Origin of the sequence: Streptomyces hyderabadensis (assembly GCF_020404845.1) — a bacterium.
In the GTDB taxonomy this organism is placed as follows: domain Bacteria; phylum Actinomycetota; class Actinomycetes; order Streptomycetales; family Streptomycetaceae; genus Streptomyces; species Streptomyces hyderabadensis.
Genome location: NZ_JAIOJZ010000080.1, coordinates 1 through 24,743, shown reverse-complemented (window position 1 = coordinate 24,743; position 24,743 = coordinate 1). Strand labels below are relative to the sequence as shown.

14 protein-coding genes are annotated in these 24,743 nt (G+C 72.2%); 7 read left to right on the top strand and 7 right to left on the bottom strand.

The genetic code is table 11. The features are described from left to right. From K7854_RS34655 to K7854_RS34640, 4 genes are all read right to left on the bottom strand, one after another. Positions 1-2,469, bottom strand: a 2,469-nt coding sequence (locus K7854_RS34655; protein WP_226030519.1) for a beta-ketoacyl synthase N-terminal-like domain-containing protein, incomplete at its 3' end; no start/stop codon positions are given. 269 nt (positions 2,470-2,738) lie between these two features. Continuing rightward, a complete protein-coding gene (locus K7854_RS34650; RefSeq protein WP_226030518.1) occupies positions 2,739-4,979 on the bottom strand; it encodes a condensation domain-containing protein in 2,241 nt (746 codons plus the stop codon). A gap of 310 nt (positions 4,980-5,289) precedes the next feature. Then, positions 5,290-6,129: a hypothetical protein gene (locus K7854_RS34645; protein ID WP_226030517.1), complete on the bottom strand. Its 840-nt coding sequence runs from the start codon at positions 6,127-6,129 to the stop codon at positions 5,290-5,292. Positions 6,130-6,140: 11 nt separating this feature from the next. Next, complete coding sequence (locus tag K7854_RS34640) at positions 6,141-7,166, bottom strand: methyltransferase (protein WP_226030516.1); 1,026 nt, start codon at positions 7,164-7,166, stop codon at positions 6,141-6,143. Between the two features lie 365 nt (positions 7,167-7,531). Between K7854_RS34640 and rfbB the strand changes: the two genes are divergently transcribed. From rfbB to K7854_RS34625, 3 genes are read left to right on the top strand one after another with little or no spacing between them, the layout of a single operon-like run. After that, on the top strand, positions 7,532-8,500 hold the full coding sequence (gene rfbB / locus K7854_RS34635; RefSeq protein WP_226030515.1) for a dTDP-glucose 4,6-dehydratase: 969 nt from the start codon (positions 7,532-7,534) through the stop codon (positions 8,498-8,500). Between the two features lie 20 nt (positions 8,501-8,520). Next, positions 8,521-9,393: a glucose-1-phosphate thymidylyltransferase RfbA gene (gene rfbA / locus K7854_RS34630; protein WP_226030514.1), complete on the top strand. Its 873-nt coding sequence runs from the start codon at positions 8,521-8,523 to the stop codon at positions 9,391-9,393. 16 nt (positions 9,394-9,409) lie between these two features. Further along, positions 9,410-10,642, top strand: a complete 1,233-nt coding sequence (locus K7854_RS34625) for a macrolide family glycosyltransferase (protein ID WP_226030513.1) — start codon at positions 9,410-9,412, stop codon at positions 10,640-10,642. A gap of 112 nt (positions 10,643-10,754) precedes the next feature. Here the strand turns inward: K7854_RS34625 and K7854_RS37600 are convergent, their stop codons facing one another. Further along, the gene (locus K7854_RS37600; protein ID WP_264088107.1) at positions 10,755-13,592 is read right to left on the bottom strand and encodes an AAA family ATPase; all 2,838 of its coding nucleotides are present in this window, start codon (positions 13,590-13,592) and stop codon (positions 10,755-10,757) included. 301 nt (positions 13,593-13,893) lie between these two features. On the opposite strand from K7854_RS37600, the gene K7854_RS34610 reads away from it, so the two are divergent. Both K7854_RS34610 and K7854_RS34605 read left to right on the top strand, forming a co-directional pair. Further along, the gene (locus K7854_RS34610) at positions 13,894-14,352 is read left to right on the top strand and encodes a MarR family winged helix-turn-helix transcriptional regulator (RefSeq protein WP_226030512.1); all 459 of its coding nucleotides are present in this window, start codon (positions 13,894-13,896) and stop codon (positions 14,350-14,352) included. Further along, positions 14,349-16,643, top strand: coding sequence for an MFS transporter (locus K7854_RS34605; protein WP_226030511.1), 2,295 nt, complete (start codon positions 14,349-14,351; stop codon positions 16,641-16,643). Before K7854_RS34610 ends, K7854_RS34605 begins: the two co-directional genes overlap by 4 nt. A 172-nt stretch (positions 16,644-16,815) precedes the next feature. Here the strand turns inward: K7854_RS34605 and acnA are convergent, their stop codons facing one another. Continuing rightward, entirely contained in the window at positions 16,816-19,533 is a 2,718-nt protein-coding gene (gene acnA / locus K7854_RS34600) for an aconitate hydratase AcnA (protein ID WP_308112600.1), read from the bottom strand. A gap of 313 nt (positions 19,534-19,846) precedes the next feature. On the opposite strand from acnA, the gene K7854_RS34595 reads away from it, so the two are divergent. Both K7854_RS34595 and K7854_RS34590 read left to right on the top strand, forming a co-directional pair. Beyond that, entirely contained in the window at positions 19,847-20,044 is a 198-nt protein-coding gene (locus K7854_RS34595) for a DUF4236 domain-containing protein (RefSeq protein ID WP_076976921.1), read from the top strand. Positions 20,045-20,130: 86 nt separating this feature from the next. Continuing rightward, the gene (locus tag K7854_RS34590) at positions 20,131-21,660 is read left to right on the top strand and encodes a helix-turn-helix domain-containing protein (RefSeq protein ID WP_109029773.1); all 1,530 of its coding nucleotides are present in this window, start codon (positions 20,131-20,133) and stop codon (positions 21,658-21,660) included. Positions 21,661-22,010: 350 nt separating this feature from the next. Here the strand turns inward: K7854_RS34590 and K7854_RS34585 are convergent, their stop codons facing one another. Next, on the bottom strand, positions 22,011-24,626 hold the full coding sequence (locus K7854_RS34585; RefSeq protein ID WP_226030509.1) for a serine/threonine-protein kinase: 2,616 nt from the start codon (positions 24,624-24,626) through the stop codon (positions 22,011-22,013). Positions 24,627-24,743 lie beyond the last annotated feature (117 nt).

Here is a 24,743-nt window from a genome sequence, read left to right as displayed (position 1 = left end):
GACCAGGATGCCCACGCCCTCGGCCAGGCCGAATCCGTCGGCGGACGCGGAGAACGCCTTGCAGCGCCCGTCCGGGGACAGGCCGCGCTGGCGGGAGAACTCGACGAGCATGCCGGTGCTCGGCATCACGGTGGCACCGCCGGTGAGCGCCATGTCGCAGTCACCCGTGCGCAGGGCCTGGCACGCCTCGTGCAGGGCGACCAGCGAGGAGGAGCAGGCGGTGTCGATGGTCAGCGACGGCCCCTCCAGGCCGAGTACGTAGGACAGGCGGCCGGAGGCGACGCTGCCGGTGGAGCCGAGGAAGAGATGGCCCTCGACGGTGCCGGCCTGCTCGGTGGGTTCGCCGGCCCGGGGGCCGTAGTCCTGGGTGATGAGGCCGAGGAAGACACCGGTGCGCGAGCCCTTCAGGGACTGGGCGTCGAGCCCGGCGTCCTCGACGGCCTCCCAGGCGGACTCCAGGACGAGACGCTGCTGCGGGTCCATGGCGAGCGCCTCGCGCGGCGAGATCCCGAAGAACCCCGCGTCGAACTCGGCCGCGTCGTACAGGAATCCGCCCTCGTGCTGGGAGAACCGGCCGGGGCCACTCAGTTCGGGGTCGTAGCCGTCGTTGGTGTTCCAGCCGCGGTCGGTGGGCAGCGGGCCGACGGCGTCGACACCGGCGAGGACGGTGCGCCACAGGTCGGCGGGGGAGGCCACGCCGCCGGGGTAACGGCAGGCCATGCCCACGATCGCGACGGGCTCGTCGCGCGGCGCGGTCCGGTTCCCGGCGGCCGGTTCGGTCGCGGCGGTCCGGGTGCCGAACAGCTCGGCGTCCAGGTGGGTGGCGAGCGCGTCCGGCGTGGGGTGGTCGAAGACGACGGTCGGGGAGAGGCCGAGCCCGGTCGCGGAGTGCAGCCGGTCGCGGATGCCGACGGCGGCCAGCGAGGTGATGCCGAGGTCCCGGAAGGTGCGCCGGGCATCGACGGTGCCCTCGTCGCCGTCCTGCGCCGCCGCGGTGCACTCCCGCACCACGGCCAGCAGGTGCGCCTGGCGCTCGGCCGCGTCGAGGGGCGCGAGCCTGGCGCGCAGCGCCTCACGCGGTGCGTCACCGTGCTGCGGCTCCTCGCGCGGTCCGGCGGTGAACACCGCCTCGGGCAGCTCCACGGCGCCGCCGTCGGGCAGCGCGGTCCGCGGGTCGGCGTCGCCACCGGACACGTGCAGCTCGGCCAGCGAGGTGAGGAAGCGGTCCGGGCCTCCCTCACCGCGGCGGAGGGTGCCGAGGACGGCGGCCGGGCGGGAGGCCCGGGCCGCGGACACCTCCATCGCGGTGGTCAGCACCGGGTGCGGGCTGACCTCGACGAGCGTGGTGTGGCCGGCCTCCAGCGCGGCGCGGGTGGCGTCGGCGAAGCGGACGGTGGAGCGCAGGTTGCGGCACCAGTAGGCGGCGTCCATGGGCGTGCCGTCCAGTGCCGCGCCGTGCAGCGCGGAGTACACGGGGACGCGGGGGGCGTGGGCGCGGATCGGTGCGATGTCCTCGCGGATGCGGGTGAGGATCGCGTCGATGTGCGGGGAGTGCGCGGCGAGCCCCACGTCGACGCGCCGGGCGTGGACGCCCTCGGCGGTGAGGTGGGCGACGAGTTCCGCCGCCGCGTGCACGTCGCCGGAGGCGACGGCCGAGCCGGGGCTGTTCTCCACGGCGACGACCAGGCGGCCCGGCCAGCGCCGGTCGAGCAGTTCGGCGAGTTCGTCGGCGGGCAGCAGCACCGACACCATGTCGCCGCGCCCGGCGAGGGTGGCCTGGGCCTGGCTCCAGCGGGCCACGACGCGGGCGCTGTCGTCCAGGGAGAGGGCCCCGGCGACGTGCGCGGCGGCCAGCTCGCCGAGGCTGTGGCCGAGCAACGCGCCCGGGGCGACCCCGGCCGCGGCCCACAGGTCGGCCAGCGCCACCATCACCGCGAACAGCGCGGGCTGCACCACGTCGGCGCCGGCCGGGTCGGGGCCCTCGGCGGTGCCCGTCACGGAGTCGAGCAGGGAGTGGTCCAGGTAGGGAGCGAACGCGTCGGCGCAGTCGTGCAGCTTGCGCGAGAACACCGGGGCCGCGTCGAGGAGTTCGCGGGCCATCCCGGTCCACTGCGAGCCCTGTCCGGGGAAGACGAACAGCGGCCCGGCGGCGGAGGCGCCGGCGCGGGTGCCGGTGACCACGGCCGGGTGGTCGGCGCCGGCGGCCAGCGCGGCGAGCGCGTCCAGGGTTCCCGCGCGGTCTCCGGCGAGCACGACGGCCCGGTGGGTCTCCCCCGCGTCGGCCGCGAGGGCCCGTCCGACCGCGGCCGGCGACCAGTGCCCGGCGTCGGAGGCGGCCAGGTGCGTGCGCAGAGCTTCGGCGCGGGCCCGTACGGCGGCGGCGCCGGGACCGGTCAGGACCCAGGGCAGCACGGTCTCCGTCCGGGGGAACAGTGCGGAGCCTCCTGCGCTGCCACGGTGTTCGGACACGTTCTTGCTCCCGTCGTCGTTCTCTTCACACAGGTCTGTGGCCCACACGGCCCGCGACGCCACGGTGGCCGGTCGGCTCCCGGGTCCGGTGCACGCGCACGCGCGGACCGGGGGCGGCCCGGTCGCCGTGCCGCCGACGGCCGGTGGCCCCCCGCCGTCGGGGGAACGGCGGAGGCCCCGCCACTTGCGTGGCGCTCAGGAGTGGCCGGTAGGTCGGGGGGTCTTCAGGTCGGGGGGGTCGGTGCCGGCCGGTGCCCGGCCGCCGGGCGTCAGCTGTCGTCGCGCAGTTCCCGCAGGTACCGGGCGAGGCCGCGCGGCGTCGGGTTGTCGAAGAGGTCGGCCAGCCTGATCCGCGTTCCCGTCACGTCGTCGACGCGCTGCACCAGCTGCGCACCGAGCAGCGAATGTCCGCCCAGCGCGAAGAAGTTGGCGTCGGCGTCGGCGGGCTCCGCGAGGCCGAGGAGGTCGCGCCACAGCCCGCGCAGGTCACCGACGAGCCCGTCGGGGTCGGCCTGCTCGGTCCGTGCCTCGGCCGCGGCGAGCCCGAGCAGCGCCACCGTGTCCCAGCCGCCGTCGGGGCGCCGCGGCAGCGCATCGGTGCGCACGACCCGGTCCGGCTGCACCGCGCGCGGCAGCAGCCGGGCGGCGTGCGCGGCCACTTCGTCGGTGAGACCGGGCCGCTCGTCCAAGGTGACGAACGCGAGTGCCGCCTCGTCCGCGGCGACGAACACCGCCCCGGTGACCTCCGGATGCGCCAGCAGCACGGCCTCCACCCGCTCGGGGTGCACCGCCCGCCCGTGCCGTCGGGCGACGCGTTCGGCCTGGCCGTACAGCTCCAGCGCGCCGTCGCGGCGCAGGCTGCCGGTCCAGCCGGTGGCGACGTGCGTGGCCCCGTCGGGCCGTACGAGGCACACCTCGCCGCGCACTCCGTCGGGCAGCCGCCGGCCGGACCGGTCGACGACGGCGACGTTCCGGGCGTCGAGCGGGTGGACGACGTAGGGGTAGGTGCCGTCGGCCGCGCGGCGGGCCGCCTCCGTGAGGCCGAGGGCGGGGCCGCCCGGGGTGGCGCGGAAGGTGTCGAGGTCGCGGTCGGCCTCCCTCGCGGGGGCTGCCACCGACCGGGCCGTGCCGGGGCCGGGCAGTGTGCGGTCCTCGTCGCTCCACACGTCCAACTCGCCGACGGGTCGGTCGGGTTCGGCGGCGACGGTGTGCAGCAGGGCCGCGTACCGGCGGGTCAGCGCCTCGGCGTCGGCCCGGTCCAGCAGTTCGGCGCAGTACAGCAGGCGCAGCCCGAGCTGGTCCGGTCCCGACTGCACGAACAGTTCGACGTCGAACTTGCTGTAGCCGGTCTCGACGTGCACCGGCTGGGCGTGGAGCCCGCCCAGGGTGAGGGGCGGGGCGGGCTCCACGGGCACGTAGTTGAACATGTGCTGGAACAGGGTGTCGCGCCACGAGACGGTCTCGCGGGCGGTCTCGTGGGCGATGGCGTCCACCGGCACGTCGCTGTGGGCGAGCGCGCCGAAGAACGTGGTGCGTGCCTCCTTCACCAGCTCGCGGAACCCGCGCCGCGGATCGACGGCGAGGCGCAGCGGCAGCGTGTTGACGTGGTAGCCGATCGCCGACTGCCCCTCGGGCGGGCGCACGTTGACCGGGGAGCCGACGACCAGGTCGGGTCCTGCGCCGTGCGCGGCGAGCAGCACGCAGAACGCGGTGAGCAGGACCACGGCCTCCGGGGCGCGCAGGGTCCGCTGGAGTCCGCGCAGCAGCGCACGCGTGTCGTCGTCCAGGACGTGCAGCACGGTGTCGCCCGCGAGGGTCGGCCGCGCCGGCGCGGGGCGGGTGCAGTCCAGGTCGAGACCGGCCGGGTCGAAGCCGTCGAGCGCGCCACGCCAGTGGGCCAGGCTCTCCGCACGCGGCTCGGCCGCCCGCAGCGCCGGGACGGTGCCGCGCAGCACGTCCGGCAGGTCGCCGCCGGCCGCGTGGGCGTCGTACGCCGCGGCGAGTTCACCGATCAGGACGGGCACGGACGCGGCGTCGAACACCAGGTGGTGGACCACCACGGCCAGGGTGTCGGTGCCGGGGCCCCGGAAGACGGCCGCACGCAGCATCAGCCGCCCGTCGCAGCGGATCGGGGTCGCGGCGAACTCCCGCAACGCCTTCTCCGGCACGTCGGCGTCGGACTCGTGGACCTCCACGCGCGGGCCGCGCGTGGACTCGCCTAGCACCTCGCGCACCAGGCCCGCCTGCCGGTCGAGGTAGACGGTGCGCAGCACCTCGTGCCGGCGCACCACGGTGTCGACGGCGCTCTGCAGCGCCGCGGTGTCGAGGCGGCCCGCGACGCGGACGGCGAAGGGGACGTTGTTGACGCCGGCGTCCGGCAGCAGCCGGTCCAGCAGCCACAGCGCGCTCTCCTTGGGCGTGGCCGCGTCCAGTCGCCGCTTCTGCGTCAGTGCGGCGAGCAGAGCCGCCGCGGCGCCGTCGCCCGGCTTCGTCTTCTCGGCTGACTGCACTGTGGTCACCCTTTCGCTGATGGTCGATGTGGACATCCGGCCCGCGCCGGTCCCCGGTTCCGGGCCGGTTACGCCGGGAGCCGGACTTCTTCTGCGGACTAGGCCGCCGGGGCGGTCCCGCCCGGTGCCGGTCCGCCGAGGGCCCGGGCCGTCTCCGGGAGGGGCTCGCCCGCCCCGGCTCCGGCGAGCGTGGGCCCGCTGCGGGCGCCCCGGTTCTCGCCCGGTGCCGGTCGTGGCCGGCCCCGGTGGTGGTCGCCTCCCGCCGCGGAGCGGGCCGCACCCCTCGGCAGGGGGCCGCGGCCGGGGGCCCTCAGCTCCGCACCCGCTCCCGCTGCCCGGCGAGCACGCCCGCCAGGGCCTCGGCCGTGGCCGGGCTGCGCAGGATGTCCTCGTGGCGCGTGTCGACGGGCAGGACCCGCCCGGCGTACCGGGCGTGCGGGTCGGCCGAGGGCGTGGTGAGAGCGGTCGCGCCGGTCCACAGGCGGGCCGGGTCGAAGGCGCCCGCCGCAGCGATGTACGCGACGAACGCCTCGTACGCGCCGCTGAGTTCGTCACCGAGTTCGGCGGGCAGCCCGGCCCGGGCGAACGCCGCGTCGGTGATGGAGGCGAACACGTCGGTGAGGGCCGCGCCGAGCCCGCGGACGTCGGCGTGCTGCCGGACGGCATCGTCGGCGGCCTGCCCGGCGAGCGCGGACTCCTCGGGGCTGAGCACCGACGCCAGCCGGGCCACGGCCGCCCGGAAGTCGGCGGCCATGCCCGCCGCGTGGGGCGGCTCGGGGTCGAGCAGGACGACGGCCGGGGCGTCGTCCTGCCCGTCCGTGAGCAGCTCGGCCAGCCGGGCCGCGTACAGGCCGCCCACGCAGTAGCCGAGGACGGCGCGCACGGGGCGTCCGGTCTCGCGCACGCCCCGGGCCCAGTGCGCGGCGAAGTCCTCGCCGTCGAAGGTGCGGGCGGACGCCGGATCCGGCTGCCGGGACTCCCACAGCGGGGTGCCGGGGGTGAGCAGCCGGCCGAGGTCGGCGAACGTGGACTCGGGGCGCCCGGTGACGGCGAAGTCGACGGCCAGGACGAGGGGTTCGGTGCCGGTGCCCTCGTTGAGGACCTTCCAGGCAGGGGGTGCGGTGGTCAGCGGGGGCGACGGCACGGTCACGCGGGACTCCTTCAGTGAGCGGCGGCGCAGACGTGGGCGGTGTGGCCCGTGTCGAGGCGGATCGTGTCCAGGACGTCGAGGCCGGCCTCGGCGATCTGGGTGCGCTGGACCTCGTCGGTGCGGCCGCGGGTGCCGTCCTCGCACACGACCATCTGGAACAGCACGCGCATCCAGTCGAGGTCGGTCTCGATGAGGGGTTCGACGACGAGCAGCCGGGGCCGCTGGTCGGCGGGCCGGCCGGCGCCGGTGCGCTCCATGGCCTCGCGGATGCGGGAGAGGATCACGACGCTGTTGTCGTGGTTCCAGTTGTGGAGCACGTTCTTGACGGTGTAGAGGTCGGCGCCGCCCGGGATCTCCTTCAGGAAGTCGCCGGGCGTGTAGGCGAGCCGCTCGGCGAGGTCCTCGCGGCCCGGTGCGGCGAGTTCGGCGGCGGCGCGCTCGCACACGTCGGGCCGGTCCAGGACCGTGCCGGTCAGGTGCGGGTGGGCGGTGAGCAGGCCCTTGAGGAGTTCACCGCTGTTGCCGCCGACGTCGAGGACACGGCGCACCCCCGTGAAGTCGTAGGCGTCCGCGAGGGCCGCGGCGACGGGCCGGGCGAGGTCCGCCATGGCCTTGTCGTACAGGTCGGCGTCGGCGGGGTGCTGCTCCAGGTACTCGTAGATGCGGGTGCCGTGCAGGTGCCGGAAGGCGGACTCGCCGGTGCGCAGGGTGTGGGTGACGGCGGTGAACGTGTCGGCGTACAGGCCGCCGGAGAGCATCACGTAGTGCCGCATCGACTGCGGGTGGTCGTCGCGCAGCTGGTCGGAGAGCGGGGTGTTGCGGTAGGCGCCGGCCTCGTCCCGGCCGAAGACACCGAGCGCGGACAGGATCCGCAGCAGCGCCTCGAGCGTCTCGGGGTGGGTGCCGGTGTGCTTGGCGAGTTCCTCGGCGGTCATCGGGGTGCCGTCGAGGTGGTCGGCGAGGTCGAGCTCCGCGGCGGCGGTCAGCGACTTCGCGATCCAGCCCATCCCCGCCAGGCCCATGAGGCTGACTTCCACTGTCGTCCCTTCGTCGGGTTCGTACGGCCCTGCACCGGTGAGGCGGCCGGCCACCACGGCGGGCGTCGTGGCGGGGATCCCGGTCCCACGCCATGCTCCCCGGCCGGGCCGGAGCGTCCGCGAGATCCTCACGAGTGCTCCAGGGCCCCTGTCGGCCGGTACGGGCCGGGGTCGCCGTCCCGCGTCGCAGCGGCGGCTTCGTGGCTCGCCCCGGATCGAACCTACGGAGCCACCCCCACCCGAACTGAACCCTTACAACCCCCTACCCAATGGGGCCCCCGGGGGACCGGTATAAGGGTATGGACCGCTGCGCGGCCTCCCATTACAGTGGCGCCCAATTGTTCGGGCAACCAGGGAGAAACCCAATGCGCGCCCTAGTGACCGGGGCAGCCGGTTTCATCGGATCGGCTTTCGTCCGGAGCTCCCTCACGCATTCCGGGTCCGCCTTGGCGGACCTGGAGATAACCGCGTTCGACGCGCTGACCTACGCCGGCAACATGGAGAACCTCGCCCCGGTCGCCGGCCATCCGCGACTCACGTTCGTCCGGGGCGACATCGCCGACGGGGCACTGCTCGCCGAGGTGCTGCCGGGCCACGACGTCGTGGTCAACTTCGCCGCGGAGACCCATGTGGACCGCTCCATCGAGGGCCCGTCGGTGTTCGTGCGGACCAACGTCCTGGGAACCCAGACGCTCCTCGAAGCAGCACGTCAGGCAGGTGTTCAGCGGTTCGTGCACATCTCCACGGACGAGGTGTACGGATCGATCGAGACCGGGTCGTGGACCGAGGAGTCCCCGCTCTCCCCGAACTCGCCGTACGCCGCGGCCAAGGCCGGCGCCGACCATCTGGCGCTGTCCTACGCGCGTACGTACGGAATGCACGTCTGCGTCACCCGGTGTTCGAACAACTACGGCCCCTATCAATTCCCGGAGAAAGTCATCCCGTACTTTGCGACCCTTCTCATGGAAGGACGCAAGGTACCGCTCTACGGTGACGGCGGGAATGTCCGCGACTGGCTGCACGTGGACGACCACTGCGCCGGAATTCGCCTGGTTCTGGAAAAGGGGGAACCCGGCGAGGTGTATCACATCGGCGGCGGCACGGAACTGACCAATGCGGAGTTGACGCGGCTGCTGCTGGAGGAATTCGGCTACGGTGCCGACCGGGTCGAGCGGGTCCCCGACCGCCTGGGCCACGACCGGCGCTACTCACTCGACGACTCGAAACTCCGCGCTCTGGGGTATCGGCCCGGCGTCCCGTTCGCCGAGGGCCTGCGGTCGAGCGTCGCCTGGTACCGGGAGAACACCTCCTGGTGGAAGCCGCTGCTGCCCTGACGCGGAGCCGGAAGGACATCATGCGTGGAATCGTCCTGGCAGGCGGGTCCGGCACGCGGCTGAGGCCCGTCACCCGCGTCGCCTCGAAACAGCTCCTGCCCGTCTACAACAAACCGATGATCTACTACCCCCTGTCCGTGCTGATGCACGCGGGCATCCGGGAGATCCTGATCATCAGCGCCCCGGGGTTCCTCGGCTCCTACCGCGATCTGCTCGGCGACGGCCGGTGGCTGGGCCTGGAGATCGCCTACGCCGAGCAGCCGAGCCCCGACGGCCTCGCCGACGCCCTGCGCATCGGCCGGGGCTTCGTGGGCGACGAGGAGATCGCCCTCATCCTGGGCGACAACATCTTCTACAGCCACCAACTGCCGACGATGCTCCAGCGCGAGCGGCAGCGGCTCGGCGGCTGCACCCTGTTCGGCTACCCGGTCGCCGATCCGGAGCGGTACGGCATCGCCGTCACGGACGCCGACGGGACGCTCGTCTCCCTGGAGGAGAAGCCGGAGAAGCCCCGGTCGAACCTGGCGGTGACCGGTCTGTACTTCTACGACAACGACGCCGTGGACCTGGTGCGGGAGCTGACCCCTTCGGCCCGCGGCGAGCTGGAGATCACCGACCTCAACGCCCTCTACCTGAAGGCCGGTCGGGCCCGGCTGGTCAACCTGGGCCGCGGCAGCGCCTGGTTCGACACCGGCACGCACGACAGCCTGCTCGACGCGGCGACCTTCGTGCAGCTCATCGAGAAGCGCCAGGGCATACGCATCGCCTGCATCGAGGAGGTGGCGTACCGCATGGGCTTCATCGACGCCGGCCGGCTGTTCGAGGTCGGTCGGCGGATCGGCGTGAGCACCGAGTACGGCCGGTACGTGATCGACCTGGCCAACACCACCTGAGCCTCAGGAGTCCCCCGTGACCCAACCTCGCCCTCCACTCCACTACCTCTTCTTCGCCGCCCCCGCCCACGGGCACGTGCGGCCCACGCTCCCCGTCGCCGCCGAGCTGGTGCGGCGCGGCCACCGGGTCTCGTACGCCACGACCGAGCCGTTCGCCGCCGAGGTCGGCGCGACCGGTGCCGGGACCGTGCTGTACGACCCGGCCGTGCCCGACTTCGCACGGGCCGCGCCGGGCGACTCCCCCGACTGGCTGCCGCTCGCGCTGACGGCGGCGATCGCCGAGTCCTCCGCGCTGCTGCCGGCGCTCATGGAGCGCTTCGCCGACACCCGGCCGGACGTGGTGGCGTACGACACGACGATGAATCCGGCCGGCCGGCTGCTGACCCGGCTGTGGCAGCTGCCCGCGGCGGAGTTCTCCCCGGTCTTCCTTCCCCAGCGCACCAGCAACCCGGCGTTCTCCCTCGCGGCCATGCTCCAGGGCTCCCCGGGGGACGGGGCGGCCGAGCGGCCGGCCGTGCGCCGGTTCCGCGAGGACCTGACCGCGCTGCTGGCCGGGTACGGAGCGGCGGACGTCTCGCCGCTGGACCTGATCACGGGGTTCAGGGGGCTGCGCATCGCCTTCTTCCCGCGCGCCTTCCAGCCGGGCGGCGACGCCTTCGACGACCGGCACGTCTTCGTCGGGCCCTGCCTGGACCCGTCCCCGCCCTCCCGCGCGTGGCGGCCGCCCGCGGACGGCAGGCCCGTGGTGCTCGTCTCGCTCGGCACCTCCTACAGCGATCGCCCGGACTTCTTCCGCACGTGTGTGAAGGCCTTCGCGGACAGCCCCTGGCACGCGGTGCTGACCGTGGGCCGCAGGGGGGTCGATCCGGCGGAACTCGGGCCGCTGCCCGCGAACGTGGAGGTGCACCGCTGGCTGCCGCACCTCGCCGTGCTGCCGCACGCGCGGGTGTTCGTCTGCCAGGCCGGGATGGGCAGCGTGATGGAGGCCCTGGCCTGCGGGACGCCGCTGGTGCTGGCCGCACAGGCCCGGGAGCAGCAGATGGTGGCACGCCGGGCGGTCTCGCTGGGCCTGGGCACCGAGGTGCCGGGCGGCGAGGGCCTCACCGCCGACGGCCTGCTGGACGCCGTGGGTTCCGTGGCGGACGACCGGCAGGTGCACGCGAGTGTGGCCGGCCTGAGCGAGCGGATCCGGGAGGCGGGTGGCACCGCGCGGGCCGCCGACGTCCTGGAGGTGCTCGGCACCGGCTGACCGCGGTGCGCGCAGGACCTGGGCGGGAGGGGAACACACTGCGGGTGTTCCCCTCCCGCCCCTCCCGTGTCCCCGCGGCCGGGTCCACGCGGCCGAGGGGGCACGGGCCCGCTCAGGAGGAGACCAGCGGTTGCAGGCTGACCGTCGGCAGGTCGTCGCGGCTGTTGACGTTCAGCTTGCGGTAGACCCGGGTGAGGTGTTGCTCCACCGTGCTGATGGTGACGTGCAGACGGTCTCCTATCTCCCGGTTCGAGTACCCCATCGATGCCAGTGCGGCCACCTTGCCCTCAGCCCTGCTCAGTTCGTTGATGCCCTCGCTCTGCGGGGCGGGGGCGGGGGCGGCGTCGGACTCCGGTTGCCGCTCCGTCCCGGCCGCCGGTTCCGCGCTCTGCGCGGGGTGCAGTCGTGCGACGATCCCCGCGGCACCGCACGCCTGCGCGAGCCGCAGTGCCTTGCGCGAGGCGTGCCGGGCGCGCGCGCTCTCGCCGAGGGCCTCGTGGGCGTCGGCGAGATCCGCCAGCGTTCTGGCCAGTTCGTAGCGGTCGCCGCAGCTCTGGAGGATCTCGGCGGACTGCCTCAGCAGCGCCGGCCGCCGTTCCGGCCGGGTGACCGCGGCGCACATCCGCAGGGTCATGCCGGCACTGCGGCTGGTGCGCCGGCCGGCCAGCAGCGCCCACTGGTCGTCCATCAGGGACTTGGCCTGCGCCTGGTCCCCCAGGAGCAGCAGTGCCTCGGCCGCTCCCACGCGCCACAGCGCGAGGCCGGGAGCGTCGAGGTTCCACCGCCGCATCAGGGTGCCGCAGTCGAGGAAGTCCCGCAGCGCGGCGTGCGGACGGCCGACGGCGAGATGGTGATGAGCCCGCGCGTAGCGGTACTGCAGGCCGTACCGGCTCTCGTGCAGGGGCCCGGTCGCGGGGAGTTGGAGCAGGGCGTCGGCCCCCTCGGTCCATCCCATCGCCACGTGTGCGAGCACCAGGGTGGACAGGAGACCGCCGATCTCCACGCCCCATCCTTCGGCGTCGATGAAGTCCAGTGCCCGCTCCCCCATCCGGACGGCGCCCCTCGGATCGCCCTGGCGCAACGCGATCTCCGCGCGTAGTGCCGACAGGGAGGCGTGCCAGGCGGGGGCGTCGACGGTCTCGATGTCGTCCATCAACGACGTGCACCAGGAGCCGGCGCTGTCGAGGCGGTCGGCGAAGATCAGCGCGGACATGCCCATCACGAGGGGTTCGAGGGTGGCCTCGGTCACCTGGTACAGGCGCAGGGCCTGCTCCACCTCGCTGATGAACTCGCTGTCCGCGCCACCGTTCAGCACCCCGACGAGCAGCCTGGCCGACTGCCACTGGAGTTCGTCCCGCCCGGTGACCGGACCGCTGCGTCGCACGCCCGGACTCTGGTCGTAGGGGAAGTGCTCGGCCACCGCGGGGAAGGAGACCGTCATCCACATTTCCAGCAGCCGGAGTTCCGCGTGCACCTCGTCGGGGAGCGAGTCGGCCTCGCGGTGCAGCCGGTGCAGGATTCCCTGGGCCTCCTGGTGCCGTCCGCTGATCAGCAGATAGCGGACGAGCAGCAGGGTGTACGGAGTCCCGAACCGTTCCTGCATGAACGGCTTGGTCACCCGGTCGAGACAGCGCAGGGCCGCCCTCGGGCTGTGCCGCCACTGGACGCGGGCGAGGTGGAAGAGGATGGCGCCGCGCTCCGCCTTGTCGGTGCAGAGCCGGTGGGCCTGCCTCAGCCAGGCGATGGCCTCCTCCACCCGGTTGTCCGTCAGGGCCCGGTCGGCTGCCTCCCGGAGCACCGAGACCGCCCATGCCGCCTGCTCGGCCGGCAGCTCGACCTGCCCCACCTGGCCGAGGAGATGACCGGCGACCTGGGTGGCGGGTGCGCCCCTGTCGTAGAGCATGCGGGCGCAGCGGAGCTGCATCCCCGCCCGGTCCTGCTCCGGGATGCCGTCCACGACCGCGGCTCTGGCGGCAGGGTGGCGGAACCGCCCTGCGTCGGTCACGCCCATGGTGTCGAGGATGCGCAGCAGCCGGTGGGCCGAGGCCGGGCTGGTGTCGAGGCACTCGGCCAGGAGTTCCTTGGAGGTGCTGTCGCCGAGCAGCGCCACCCACTGAGCGGCTTGCAGCGTCTTCGGTCCCGATCGTCGCAGGCACACGCCCACGGCCTGCGTGAAGTGCTCCCCGACCACCGGTTCCCACCGCTCGCGGGCCGTCGGCACGGAATCGGCCAGGTCGCGCAGCAGGGCCTGCAGCAGCAGTGGACTTCCACCGCTCACCTCATGAAATCGCGCTCCGCACAGGGTGTCTTTGTCCGCCGCCGAACGGTCCGCCAGTAATTTATTGACGCCTGCCGGGCCGAACGGCCCCGTGCGGATATGAGTCAGCGCGGGGAGCCGCATGATTTCCGCTCGAAAAAGAGGGAAGCGCGGTTCTGGATCCAGGGTGTCCGCCAGTACGAAGCTGACACATGCCGAGCCAACCCGGCGAATAAAATAGAGCAGGTACGCCAGGGAAAGCGCATCGGAATTCCGCACGTCGTCGATGAGAACGACGACGGGGATCCGTTCGGAGAAGGCGGCCAGGAGACCCCAGAGCCCCTCGGCGACCTTGGCGTGCGCCGGTGTGATGGTCGCGGCGATCTCCCCCACGCCCGCCCGCCCGGCCTCTGCCAACAGGTCGGCAAGTTGCCTGACAGGTTCGGGGCCGAACGGAAGGGCGTCGAAGAGTTGACGCACCACGGTCAACGGAACATCTCGCTCCAGCGGCGAACAGGTGACGGTGACGACGACCGAACCCCGTTCGTCCACCCAGTCGGCCATTTCCTGCAGCAGAGCGGTTTTCCCGCTGCCTACCACGCCACTGACGAAGGCGATTCCGCCGCGCCCGATTTCCGCATTCGAGATCACCCCGCGCAGGGCGGATGCCTCGTATTCCCGTTCAATGAGCAAAGCCAATTAAACAACCCCCGTTGCTTTGTTAACCGAACCTGCAATTTGCGGCGCTTGCCCACATCCCTCCACACGTTCACCATCTGCCATTCGATTCAAGCACACGACACGCCAAGCGAAGGCAAAGAGAACGCCGGGAGAGTGCAAACGGTAAGAAAGGTGCCAGATTTTCGGCATACGCGAGATTCACCCCGAGCCACGCCACATGATCACGTACACCCGCCCCGCTTGCCAGTCGGTGAGCTGGATGACATATTGAGCATGTACTCAAGATGTTCCATGACTCACTTTGGAGTGGTCCGTGGCTCAAGACCCCGAGGTCACGGCTTCCGAGCTGGTCGCGGCCCTGACGGAGACGGTGTCTCCGCTGCTGCGTCACGCCGGGACCGTGTTCGCCAGCAATCAGGTCCCCTTCTCCCAGGCCAGCCTGCTGACCGACCTCTACGAGCAGTCAGTCCCCCAGCGCATGAGCATGCTGGCCCAGAAGTTCGACGTGGCTCCGCGCACCGTCACCACCCTCGTCGACGGGCTCGAACGCCGTGGGCTCGTCCAGCGTGGCCCGGACCCGGACGACCGTCGCGCCGTCCTGGTCAGCGTCACCCCGAAGGGCAACGCGCTGATGCAGGAGATCGAGTGGGGCAGGCAGGCCCTCGCCGACGAACTGGTGAACCGTCTCACCCCCGACGAGCGCGTGCAGTTCGCCCGCCTGCTCGACAAGCTCCGCCAGGCACCCCGGAACGAGAAGGGCCCCCAGGCATGAGCACGGACGCCGTGAAGGACCGGGCCGCCGCCGAGCGGGACCACCGCAACCGCTGGTACGTACTCGCGGTCATCGCCACGGCCCAGCTGATGGTGATGCTGGACGGCACGATCGTGCAGATCGCGTTGCCCTCCGTGCAGCAGTCGCTCCACATGTCCGACACCGACCGGCAGTGGATGGTCACCGCGTACGCGCTGGCCTTCGGAGGGCTGCTGCTGATCGGCGGCCGGCTCGCCGACCGTTTCGGCCGCGGCCGGACGTTCCTCGTGGGCCTGGTCGGCTTCGCCGTGGTCTCGGCGATCGGCGGTGCCGCGCCCAACACCGAAATGCTCATCGCCGCCCGCGCGCTGCAGGGCGTCTTCGCCGCCATCCTCTCGCCGGCCACGGTGTCCTTGCTGACCACCACCTTCACCGACACCAAGGAGCGGGCCAAGGCATTCGGCATCTTCAGCGGCGTGGTCGGCAGTGGAGCCGCCATCGGGCTGATCGTCGGCGGGGTGCTCACCGAGTACGCGGGCTGGCGCTGGTGCCTCTATGTGAACGTGCCGATCGCCGTAGCCGTGACCGCCCTGGGCATCGCCACCCTGCCGCGCGACCGGGGCCACCGTGACATCAGCCTCGACACGATCGGTGCCGTCCTCGGCTGCCTGGGGCCGATCGCCCTCGTCTACGCACTGTCCGAGGCGCCGGAGCGCGGCTGGGGCTCCCCCCTGGTGACCGGACTGCTGGCCGCGTCCGTCGTCCTGATCGGCGCCTTCCTGCTCTCGCAGGCACGCATCCGGCAGCCGCTGCTGCCGCTGCGCGCGGTCGCCGAACGCACCCGCGCCGGGTCCTTCCTCGGGGCCGCGCTGCTCAACTTCGGCATGATGGGCATCTCGCTGTTCGCCACGTACCACCTGCAGATCGTCATGCACTACAAGCCGCTCAAGGCGGGACTCGCGTTCCTGCCGATGGTGGGTGCGGTCATGGTGACCGCGACGCAGGTGGTCGCGCGGGTCATGGCCCGGGTCCCGACCCGCTGGCTGGTCGGGCCCGGCCTCACCTTCACCGCGGCCGGCGTGTGGATGTTCACCACGCTCTCCGAGGACAGCTCCTACCTCTTCGGAGTGCTGCCGGCCTGGCTCCTGCTGGGCATCGGCATGGGCCTGAGCTACTCCCCCACCACCCACGCCTCCCTGGCGGGGGTGGCGGAACGCGACTCGGGTGCGCTGTCCGCCTTCCAGACGACGGCCAGGCAGATCGGCGGCGCCATCGGCCTCGCCCTGAGCAACACCCTCGCGGCGGACGCGGCAGCCTCCTACTACGCCGACCACCAGGGCCGGGGCGCAGAGGGCGAGATCCTCGTCAAGTCCATCGTGCACGGCAGCGCGACCGCCGCATGGTGGGTCAGCGGCATCCTGCTCGTCGGCACGGTCATCTGCACGATCATGATCAACGCGGACCCGCGCAAGGCCCGGCAGGCCACTGCGGACACCGGCGCCGACGGTGCGCCCGACTCCGACACCATCATGATCTGCGGCCGGGTCGTCTGGGCCGAGGACGTGCCGGTCTCCGAAGCGGCGCTCACCCTGGTCACCCACGACGGCCGCGAGGTCGCGCGCACGTCCGCCGACGGCGACGGCGCCTATGCGCTGCGAGCACCCGGACACGGGCCGTACATTCTCATCACCCGCTCGCACACCCACCGTTCGACCGCCACGTCGCTCGCCCTCGCCGCGGGCGCCTCGGCGGTCGAGCACACGGTCACCTTCCAGGACGACGGTGTCGTCACCGGCATCGCGCAGGACGAGGCGGACGGGATGCCCCTCAAGGGCGCGTCCGTGATACTGACCGACGTGAACGGCCGCCTCATCCGCTCCCTGCGGACGGACGAGGACGGTTCCTTCCTCATCGACAAGCTCGCCTACAGTCCGTACGTCCTCGTCGTCCACCACGACGGCTACCAGCCTGCGGCCATCGACATCCGGATCGTCGAATCGCGGCAGGTCACGGTGACCGCGGACCTCACCGCACACGCCCGCCTCGGGTCCCTGAGCGGGGTGGTCAGCAACAGCGAGCGCACGCCCGTGAACGACGTGCGACTCACGCTCACGGACGGCTCCGGCACCGGGCTGACCGCCACCACCGACGAGGACGGCGGTTTCCGGTTCGCGGACCTGCCGGTCGGCAGCTACATCATGATCGCGGCAGGCGACCCGCCGACGGTGAGCCGGCTCACCATCTCCGAGGCGGCCAACCAGCACGACATCCGTCTGGACCGCAGCGGAGGCGCTCACTCCCACGAGTCCTGAGCCACCGTGCCGCGGCGTCTGTCCGGGCCGCCGGGTGACGGTGACGAGCTGCCCGGCGAGGCCGAGTAGCACGTGATGCCGGCGGGCGCGTCCTGCGCCCCGCCGCCGGCACAGGCCGAGGGCCGCACCCCCGTCACCGGGGATGCGGCCCTCAACCGTGGTGCGCCGCCGCCTACTTGCGGATCAGGCTGCGCAGCACGTACTGCAGGATGCCGCCGTTGCGGTAGTAGTCCGCCTCACCCGGGGTGTCGATGCGGACGACCGCGTCGAACTCGACGCCGGTGTCGGTGGTGACCTTCACCGTGCGCGGCGTGGTGCCCTCGTTCAGCTCGGTCACGCCGGAGACGGAGAAGGACTCCTCGCCGGTCAGGCCGAGGGAGGCCGCGGACTGGCCCTCCGGGAACTGCAGCGGCAGGACGCCCATGCCGATGAGGTTCGAGCGGTGGATGCGCTCGTAGGACTCGGCGATGACGGCCTTGACGCCGAGGAGCGCGGTGCCCTTGGCGGCCCAGTCTCGGGACGAGCCCGAGCCGTACTCCTTGCCGGCCAGGACGACGAGCGGGATGTTCTGCTCGATGTAGTTACGGGAGGCGTCGTAGATGAACGACACCGGACCGCCGTCCTGGGTGAAGTCGCGGGTGTAGCCGCCCTCGGTGCCCGGCGCGATCTGGTTGCGCAGGCGGATGTTGGCGAAGGTGCCGCGGATCATGATCTCGTGGTTGCCGCGGCGCGAGCCGTAGCTGTTGAAGTCGCGGCGCTCGACGCCGTGCTCCGTCAGGTACTTGCCGGCCGGGGTGTCGGCCTTGATGGCACCGGCGGGCGAGATGTGGTCCGTCGTCACCGAGTCGCCCAGCTTGGCCAGCACCCGGGCGCCGGAGATGTCCTCGACCGGGGCCGGCTCCATGCCCATGCCCTCGAAGTACGGGGGCTTGCGCACGTAGGTGGACTCGGCGTCCCACTCGAAGGTGTCGCCGGTCGGGATCGGCAGCGCCTGCCACTGGGCGTCGCCCGCGAAGACGTCGCTGTAGGACTTGGAGAACATGTCCTCGCCGATGGCGTTGGCGACGACGTCGTTGACCTCTGCCTCGGAGGGCCAGATGTCCTTCAGGAAGACCGGGTTGCCGTCCTGGTCGGTGCCCAGGGCGTCCTTGGTGATGTCCACCTTCATGGAGCCCGCGAGCGCGTAGGCGACGACCAGCGGCGGGGACGCCAGGTAGTTCATCTTGACGTCGGGGTTGATCCGGCCCTCGAAGTTGCGGTTGCCGGAGAGCACCGAGGTGACGGCGAGGTCGTGCTCGTTGACGGCCTTGGAGACCTCGTCCGGCAGCGGGCCGGAGTTGCCGATGCAGGTGGTGCAGCCGTAGCCGACGAGGTTGAAGCCGACCTTGTCGAGGTAGGGGGTCAGGCCCGCCTTCTCGAAGTAGTCGGTGACGACCTTGGAGCCCGGGGCGAGGGTGGTCTTGACCCACGGCTTGCGGGTCAGGCCCTTCTCCACCGCCTTCTTGGCGACCAGGGCGGCGGCGACCATGACGTACGGGTTGGAGGTGTTGGTGCAGGAGGTGATGGCCGCGACCGTCACCGCACCGTGGTCCAGCTCGTAGGTGGTGCCGTCGGGGGCGGTCACGGGGACCGGGTTGGACGGGGCGCCGTTGGGGGCGACGGCCGGGGCGTCGGAGGCCGGGAAGGACTCGACGCCGGCCTCGTCCACGCTGTCCACGTAGTTGCGGACGTCCAGCTTGAACTGCTGGGCGGCGTTGGCGAGGACGATGCGGTCCTGCGGGCGCTTCGGGCCGGCGATGGAGGGCACGACCGTGGCGAGGTCCAGCTCCAGCTTCTCGGAGAAGTCCGGCTCGGCCTTCGGGTCCAGCCAGAGGCCCTGCTCCTTGGCGTAGGCCTCGACGAGCGCGACCTGCTGCTCGCTGCGGCCGGTCAGGCGCATGTAGTTCAGCGTCTCGTCGTCGACCGGGAAGATCGCGGCGGTGGAGCCGAACTCCGGCGACATGTTGCCGATGGTGGCGCGGTTGGCCAGCGAGGTGGCGGCAACGCCCTCGCCGTAGAACTCGACGAACTTGCCGACGACGCCGTGCTTGCGCAGCATCTCGGTGATGGTGAGGACGAGGTCGGTGGCGGTGGTGCCGGGCTGCAGCTCACCGGTGAGCTTGAAGCCGACGACGCGCGGGATCAGCATGGAGACCGGCTGGCCGAGCATGGCGGCCTCGGCCTCGATGCCGCCGACGCCCCAGCCGAGGACGCCGAGGCCGTTGACCATGGTGGTGTGCGAGTCGGTGCCGACCAGGGTGTCCGGGTAGGCCTTGCCGTCGCGGGTCATGACGACGCGGGCCAGGTGCTCGATGTTCACCTGGTGGACGATGCCGGTGCCGGGCGGGACGACCTTGAACTCGTCGAAGGCGGTCTGGCCCCAGCGCAGGAACTGGTAGCGCTCCTTGTTGCGGCCGTACTCCAGGTCGACGTTCTGCTTGAACGCGTCGTTGGTGCCGAACTTGTCGGCGATGACGGAGTGGTCGATGACCAGCTCGGCCGGCGCCAGCGGGTTGATCTTGGCGGCGTCGCCGCCGAGCTCCTTGACGGCCTCACGCATGGTGGCGAGGTCGACGACACAGGGCACGCCGGTGAAGTCCTGCATGATCACGCGGGCCGGCGTGAACTGGATCTCCTGCGACGGCTGGGCCTGCGAGTCCCAGCCGCCGAGGGCGCGGATGTGGTCGGCGGTGATGTTCGCGCCGTCCTCGGTGCGGAGCAGGTTCTCCAGCAGCACCTTCAGGCTGTAGGGAAGGCGCGCGGAGCCCTCGACCTTGTCCAGCCGGAAGATCTCGTACGACTCGTCGCCCACCTGCAGCGTGCTGCGGGCGTCGAAGCTGTTCGCCGACACGACAGTCTCCTTCATTCATGTGCGCGTACCACCGCATCCTGCCGCCACGCCGCCCCGGCCAATCCGCTAAGGTAAGGCTAAGTTAGGTAACCCTTACTAGGGGGTGTGGCTGCGGTACGCCTCGGCAGATATCTCGATGTCGAGATAACTCTAGTACATGGGGGCGACCCGGTCATGTCCGGGCGCCATGTGGCGTGCGCCCCACTCCGGGTGACCCGTGCGGCCATCACTACGCCGAACGGGGGTATCCGATGCCTGCCGGGCCGCCCCGAACCGGACCGGACCGACCCGGCGCTACTCGGAAGGGGGCACGATGCCGCTCACGTTCCGCAAGAGCTTCCGGATCCTCCCCGGAGTGCGGCTGAACATCAACAAACGCTCGTGGTCCATCACGACCGGAGGCAGGAACGGCCCGCGCCACACCCGCAGCAGCACCGGACGTCGTACGACATCGATGGATTTGCCGGGACCTTTCGGATGGCGCCGCACGACGACGAGCAGGCGCCGCTGAGCCGTGACCGGGGGTTTCTTGACGTCACGTCACCCGAACAGACCCCCCGAGAGGCGCCATCTCATATCTGAGATAGCCTCAACCCCATGGCAGACGACTACCTCGTACGCATCGGCCGACTCATCCGTGACGCCCGGCAGCACCGCGGCTGGACGCAGTCACAGCTCGCGGAGGCGCTCAACACCAGTCAGAGCGCCGTCAACCGCATCGAGCGCGGCAACCAGAACATCAGCCTTGAGATGATCGCCCGCATCGGCGAAGCGCTGGACAGCGAGATCGTCTCCCTGGGCTACGCGGGTCCGATGCACCTGCGCGTGGTCGGCGGGCGTCGCCTGTCCGGCGCCATCGATGTCAAGACCAGCAAGAACGCCTGCGTGGCCCTGCTGTGCGCCTCGCTGCTCAACAAGGGGCGCACGGTGCTGCGCCGGGTCGCCCGCATCGAGGAGGTCTACCGCCTCCTGGAGGTGCTCAACTCCATCGGCGTGCGCACCCGCTGGATCAACGACGGCACCGACCTGGAGATCGTGCCGCCGGCCGAGCTGGACATGGAGGCCATCGACGCCGAGGCCGCCGTCCGCACCCGCTCCATCATCATGTTCCTGGGCCCGCTGCTGCACCGCATGGAGCGCTTCCGGCTGCCCTACGCCGGCGGCTGCGACCTCGGCACCCGGACCATCGAGCCGCACATGATCGCGCTGCGCCGGTTCGGTCTGGACGTCGCCGCGACCGAGGGCCACTACCACGCGGTGGTCGACCGCACGGTGCGCCCGGACCGCCCCATCGTCCTGACCGAGCGCGGCGACACGGTGACGGAGAACGCCCTCCTGGCCGCCGCCCGGCACGACGGCGTCACCGTCATCCGCAACGCCTCCTCCAACTACATGGTCCAGGACCTCTGCTTCTTCCTCGAAGCCCTGGGCGTCCGGGTCGAGGGCATCGGCACCACCACCCTCACCGTGCACGGCATGCCGGTCATCGACGCCGACGTGGACTACTCGCCCTCCGAGGACCCGGTCGAGGCGATGAGCCTGCTGGCAGCCGCCGTGGTCACGGAGTCGGAGCTGACGGTGCGCCGGGTCCCGATCGAGTTCCTGGAGATCGAGCTGGCGGTCCTGGAGGAGATGGGCCTCGACCACGACCGCACGCCGGAGTACTTCGCCGACAACGGCCGCACCCGCCTGGTGGACCTGACGGTGCGCCCCTCCAAGCTGGAGGCGCCCATCGACAAGATCCACCCGATGCCCTTCCCCGGCCTGAACATCGACAACGTCCCCTTCTTCGCGGCCATCGCCGCCTCCGCGCAGGGCCAGACCCTCATCCACGACTGGGTCTACGACAACCGCGCCATCTACCTCACCGACCTGAACCGCCTCGGCGGCCGCCTCCAGCTCCTGGACCCGCACCGCGTCCTGGTCGAGGGCCCCACCCGCTGGCGCGCCGCCGAGATGATGTGCCCGCCCGCCCTGCGCCCCGCCGTGGTCGTCCTCCTCGCGATGATGGCCGCCGAGGGCACGTCGGTGCTGCGCAACGTGTACGTCATCAACCGCGGTTACGAGGACCTCGCGGAGCGGCTGAACTCGATCGGGGCGCAGATCGAGATCTTCCGGGACATCTGAGGGCTTCAACACGCAAAAGCAGTGCGATTCCCCTCCTGACTTGCACAGATGCGGGGCAGGGGGGAATCGCGGGTGCCTGGTGACGCCCACGCTCTTCTCCACAGGGCCGGAAGGCTCTCGGCCCACTCTGACGGCAAGGGCGAAGAAGGTACCAGGACGTCTTCCTGGCCCCCGGCCGTCCGACAAGTCGGCGCCCATTTGCCACAGGTGCCAGAATCTGTACGTGGAGGCGGTCGGCGGCTCGCCGGCGTCGCCTTCGGCGCCCCCGAACACCTCGTCCGGCGCATCCGATGCGGCCGCGCCGCATCCGGCACCCGGTCTCGCGATCACGAACGGGCCCCGGCCTCCAGTCACGTAGTCGAACCGATTTCCGGTCTCCCCGCGCGCCCGGCCTGTTCGGCGGCCTCCGCCACCAAGCCTTCGACGAGCTTCGCCAGCAGACGGTCCGCGTCCTCGGTGCTACGGCCCGCCACGGCCAGCTGTACCGCGCTCTCGGTGTCGGCCTCGGCCAGGGTGACCAACGCGTCGCCGACGGTTTCGGTACTGCCGCCGTACTCCTTGCGGATGGCGTGGACCGCCTCGGCGGCGATGGCCGCGGCGGTCTCGGGGGCGATGTCGACCAGCGTGTCGGCCATATGCTGCAGGACGTAGTGACGGTACTCGGCCTTCAGGGCCGAGGCTTCCTGGGCCACCCGGGCCGCCCAGTCCGGATCGAGCTCCGCGCCGACCAGGACGAGGTCCTCCAGCGCCGACATCCGGGCGTCCTCGGGCAGGTCGCGGGCGATCTGTACGCACACCTCCAGCAGTTCCAGCGCCTGCGCGGGCCGCGCGCGCACCAGCCCGGAGGACAGCAGAACCAGTCCCGACAGGTACTCGGCCTTCGGAAACTCCAGGAGCCCGTGCCGTCTGCGCTCCGGGTCCGCCGAGCCCCGGGCCGCGGCGATCCACAGCCTGGCCGCGAGGCCGTGTTCCGCGTCCTGGACTTCGGCCGCCAGCCGTTCGGCTTCCTGGTACAGCTGCTCCGCCCGCCCGGGGTGCTCGGGGGCCAGGCTCTGGGCGATGTCCGCGAGGGCCAGGGTCCGCCAGTCCTCGGGGATGCGCCGTGCGACGGCCAGGGCCCGTTCCGGGTCCGTGTCGCGCAGCTCGGCGGCCACGGCGTACAGGGCGTCCGCCCGCTCCTCCTCGTCGGCCATGGTGCGGGCGAGCCGTTCGGCGGCGTTCAGGTCAGTCTTCAGTACGCACCCGAAGACCTGTGACAGGGCCGACGTCCGCTCGTCCTCGTCGGGGAGGCTCCGGGCGACACGCTCGGCCGTCTGCGGATCCAGCGGTGCCAGCGTGCTCACCAGGTCCCGCAGCGCCCACCTCCGCCGGTCCGGGCTGGGGAGGCCGCGGGCGACACGCTCGGCGCGCTGGGGATCCCGGGCCGCCATTCCCTTCACGACCTGACCGAGGATGCTCTCGGACTCCCACCCGTGGGTTTCCGCGGGCAGTTCCCGGGCGATCCGTTCGGCACGGTACGGGTCCGTCATCGCCATCCGCTCGGCGACCTTCGCCAGCGCTTCGACCCGCGCCGAAGCGCCGCTGAGTCCTCTGGCGATGGCCTCCGCCTGCGCGGGGTCGGTGGGTGCCAGGGCCTGGGCCGCGGCCCGCAGTGCCGCCACGCGCGTCGGCTTCGTGCGAAAACCCCGCACCGCCTGTGCCAGGTCCAGCGCCCGCTGCGCGGCCGCCTTCGAGCGCTTCGCGTCCACCGGTGCCAGGGCGGCGGCCACATCGGCGAACGACTGCGTCCGCGCCACCACATCCGGCGCGCCCGCGGCCGCGCGATGCGCCTCCACGACGAGGGATGCCCCGTGATGGGTGCCGCCGGGGAGTACTGCGGCAGCCACCTGGGCCAGTGCCCGGGCGCGGGCCTGGGCCCCGGTGATCCTGGCGGTCACCAGTTCCGCGCAGGCCAGCAGCCGGCGGTGCCTGTGCCCTGCCCGTTGCCGTTTCCGCTCCCGGCGTTCCCGCTCCCGCTCCCGCGCGGTGGGCTCCGGCTTGTGTCCGCCCTGCGCGGCGGTCGGAGTCGGCCCCGGTCCGCTCCCGCCGCCGACGTCCCGCGCGTCATGATTCCGCTCGTCGAGCATCGTCGCCACGTCGGGCGGCAGCCACGACCGCGCCGTGTCGCCCCCGGCGGGCATCTCGTCGAGGATCCGGGCCGGCGTCGGCCGCGCGGCCGGGTCCTTGGCCAGACACTGCGCGGCCAGCCCGGCCAGCCCGGCCGGTACTCCGGTGAGGTCCGGCTCCTCGTGCACCGCCCGGTAGTTCACCGCGTGCGGCGCACTCGTGCCGAACGGTGCGCGGCCCGTGGCCGCATACGCGAGGACCGCGCCCAGCGCGAAGACGTCCGCAGCAGGCCCCGCCTCGCCGGCCACCACGTACTCCGGCGCCATGAAGCCGGGGGTCCCGATCGCCAGTCCCGTCCCGGTCAGCCGCGTCTCCTGCGCCGCCTGCGCGATGCCGAAGTCGATCAGCCGGGGGCCGTCCGCCGCGAGCAGCACGTTGCCCGGCTTGAGGTCGCGGTGCACCATCTCCCGCTCGTGCACCGCCACGAGCCCCTCGGCGAGGCCGGACACCAACCGCCCGAGCGCATGCTCCGGCAGCGGCCCGTGCCGACGCACCGCCGCCTCCAGAGACGGCCCGGGGACGTACGCCGAGGCCAGCCAGGGCGGATCGGCACCGGTGTCCGCGTCCACGACGTGCGCCGTGTAGAACCCGCCGACCTGCCGGGCGGCCTCCACCTCGCGCGCGAACCGCCGTCGGAACTCCGGATCGGCCGCGTACTCCGCCCGGACCACCTTCACCGCCACCAGCCGCCCGCCGCGCGAGTGCCCGAGATACACCTGCCCCATGCCACCGCCGCCGAGCCGCTTCAGCAGCCGGTACGGACCGACCTCCCGCGGATCCTCGGCCCGCAAATCTTCCACGCCACCCCCTGTGAACACCTCTTCGCGGCAACGCTCTCCCCGACCGTGACGCCACGTCAACACCACCGGTTCCACAGGCGATACGCGCGGGACTGCGGACGGTACGCGTCCCGGGGA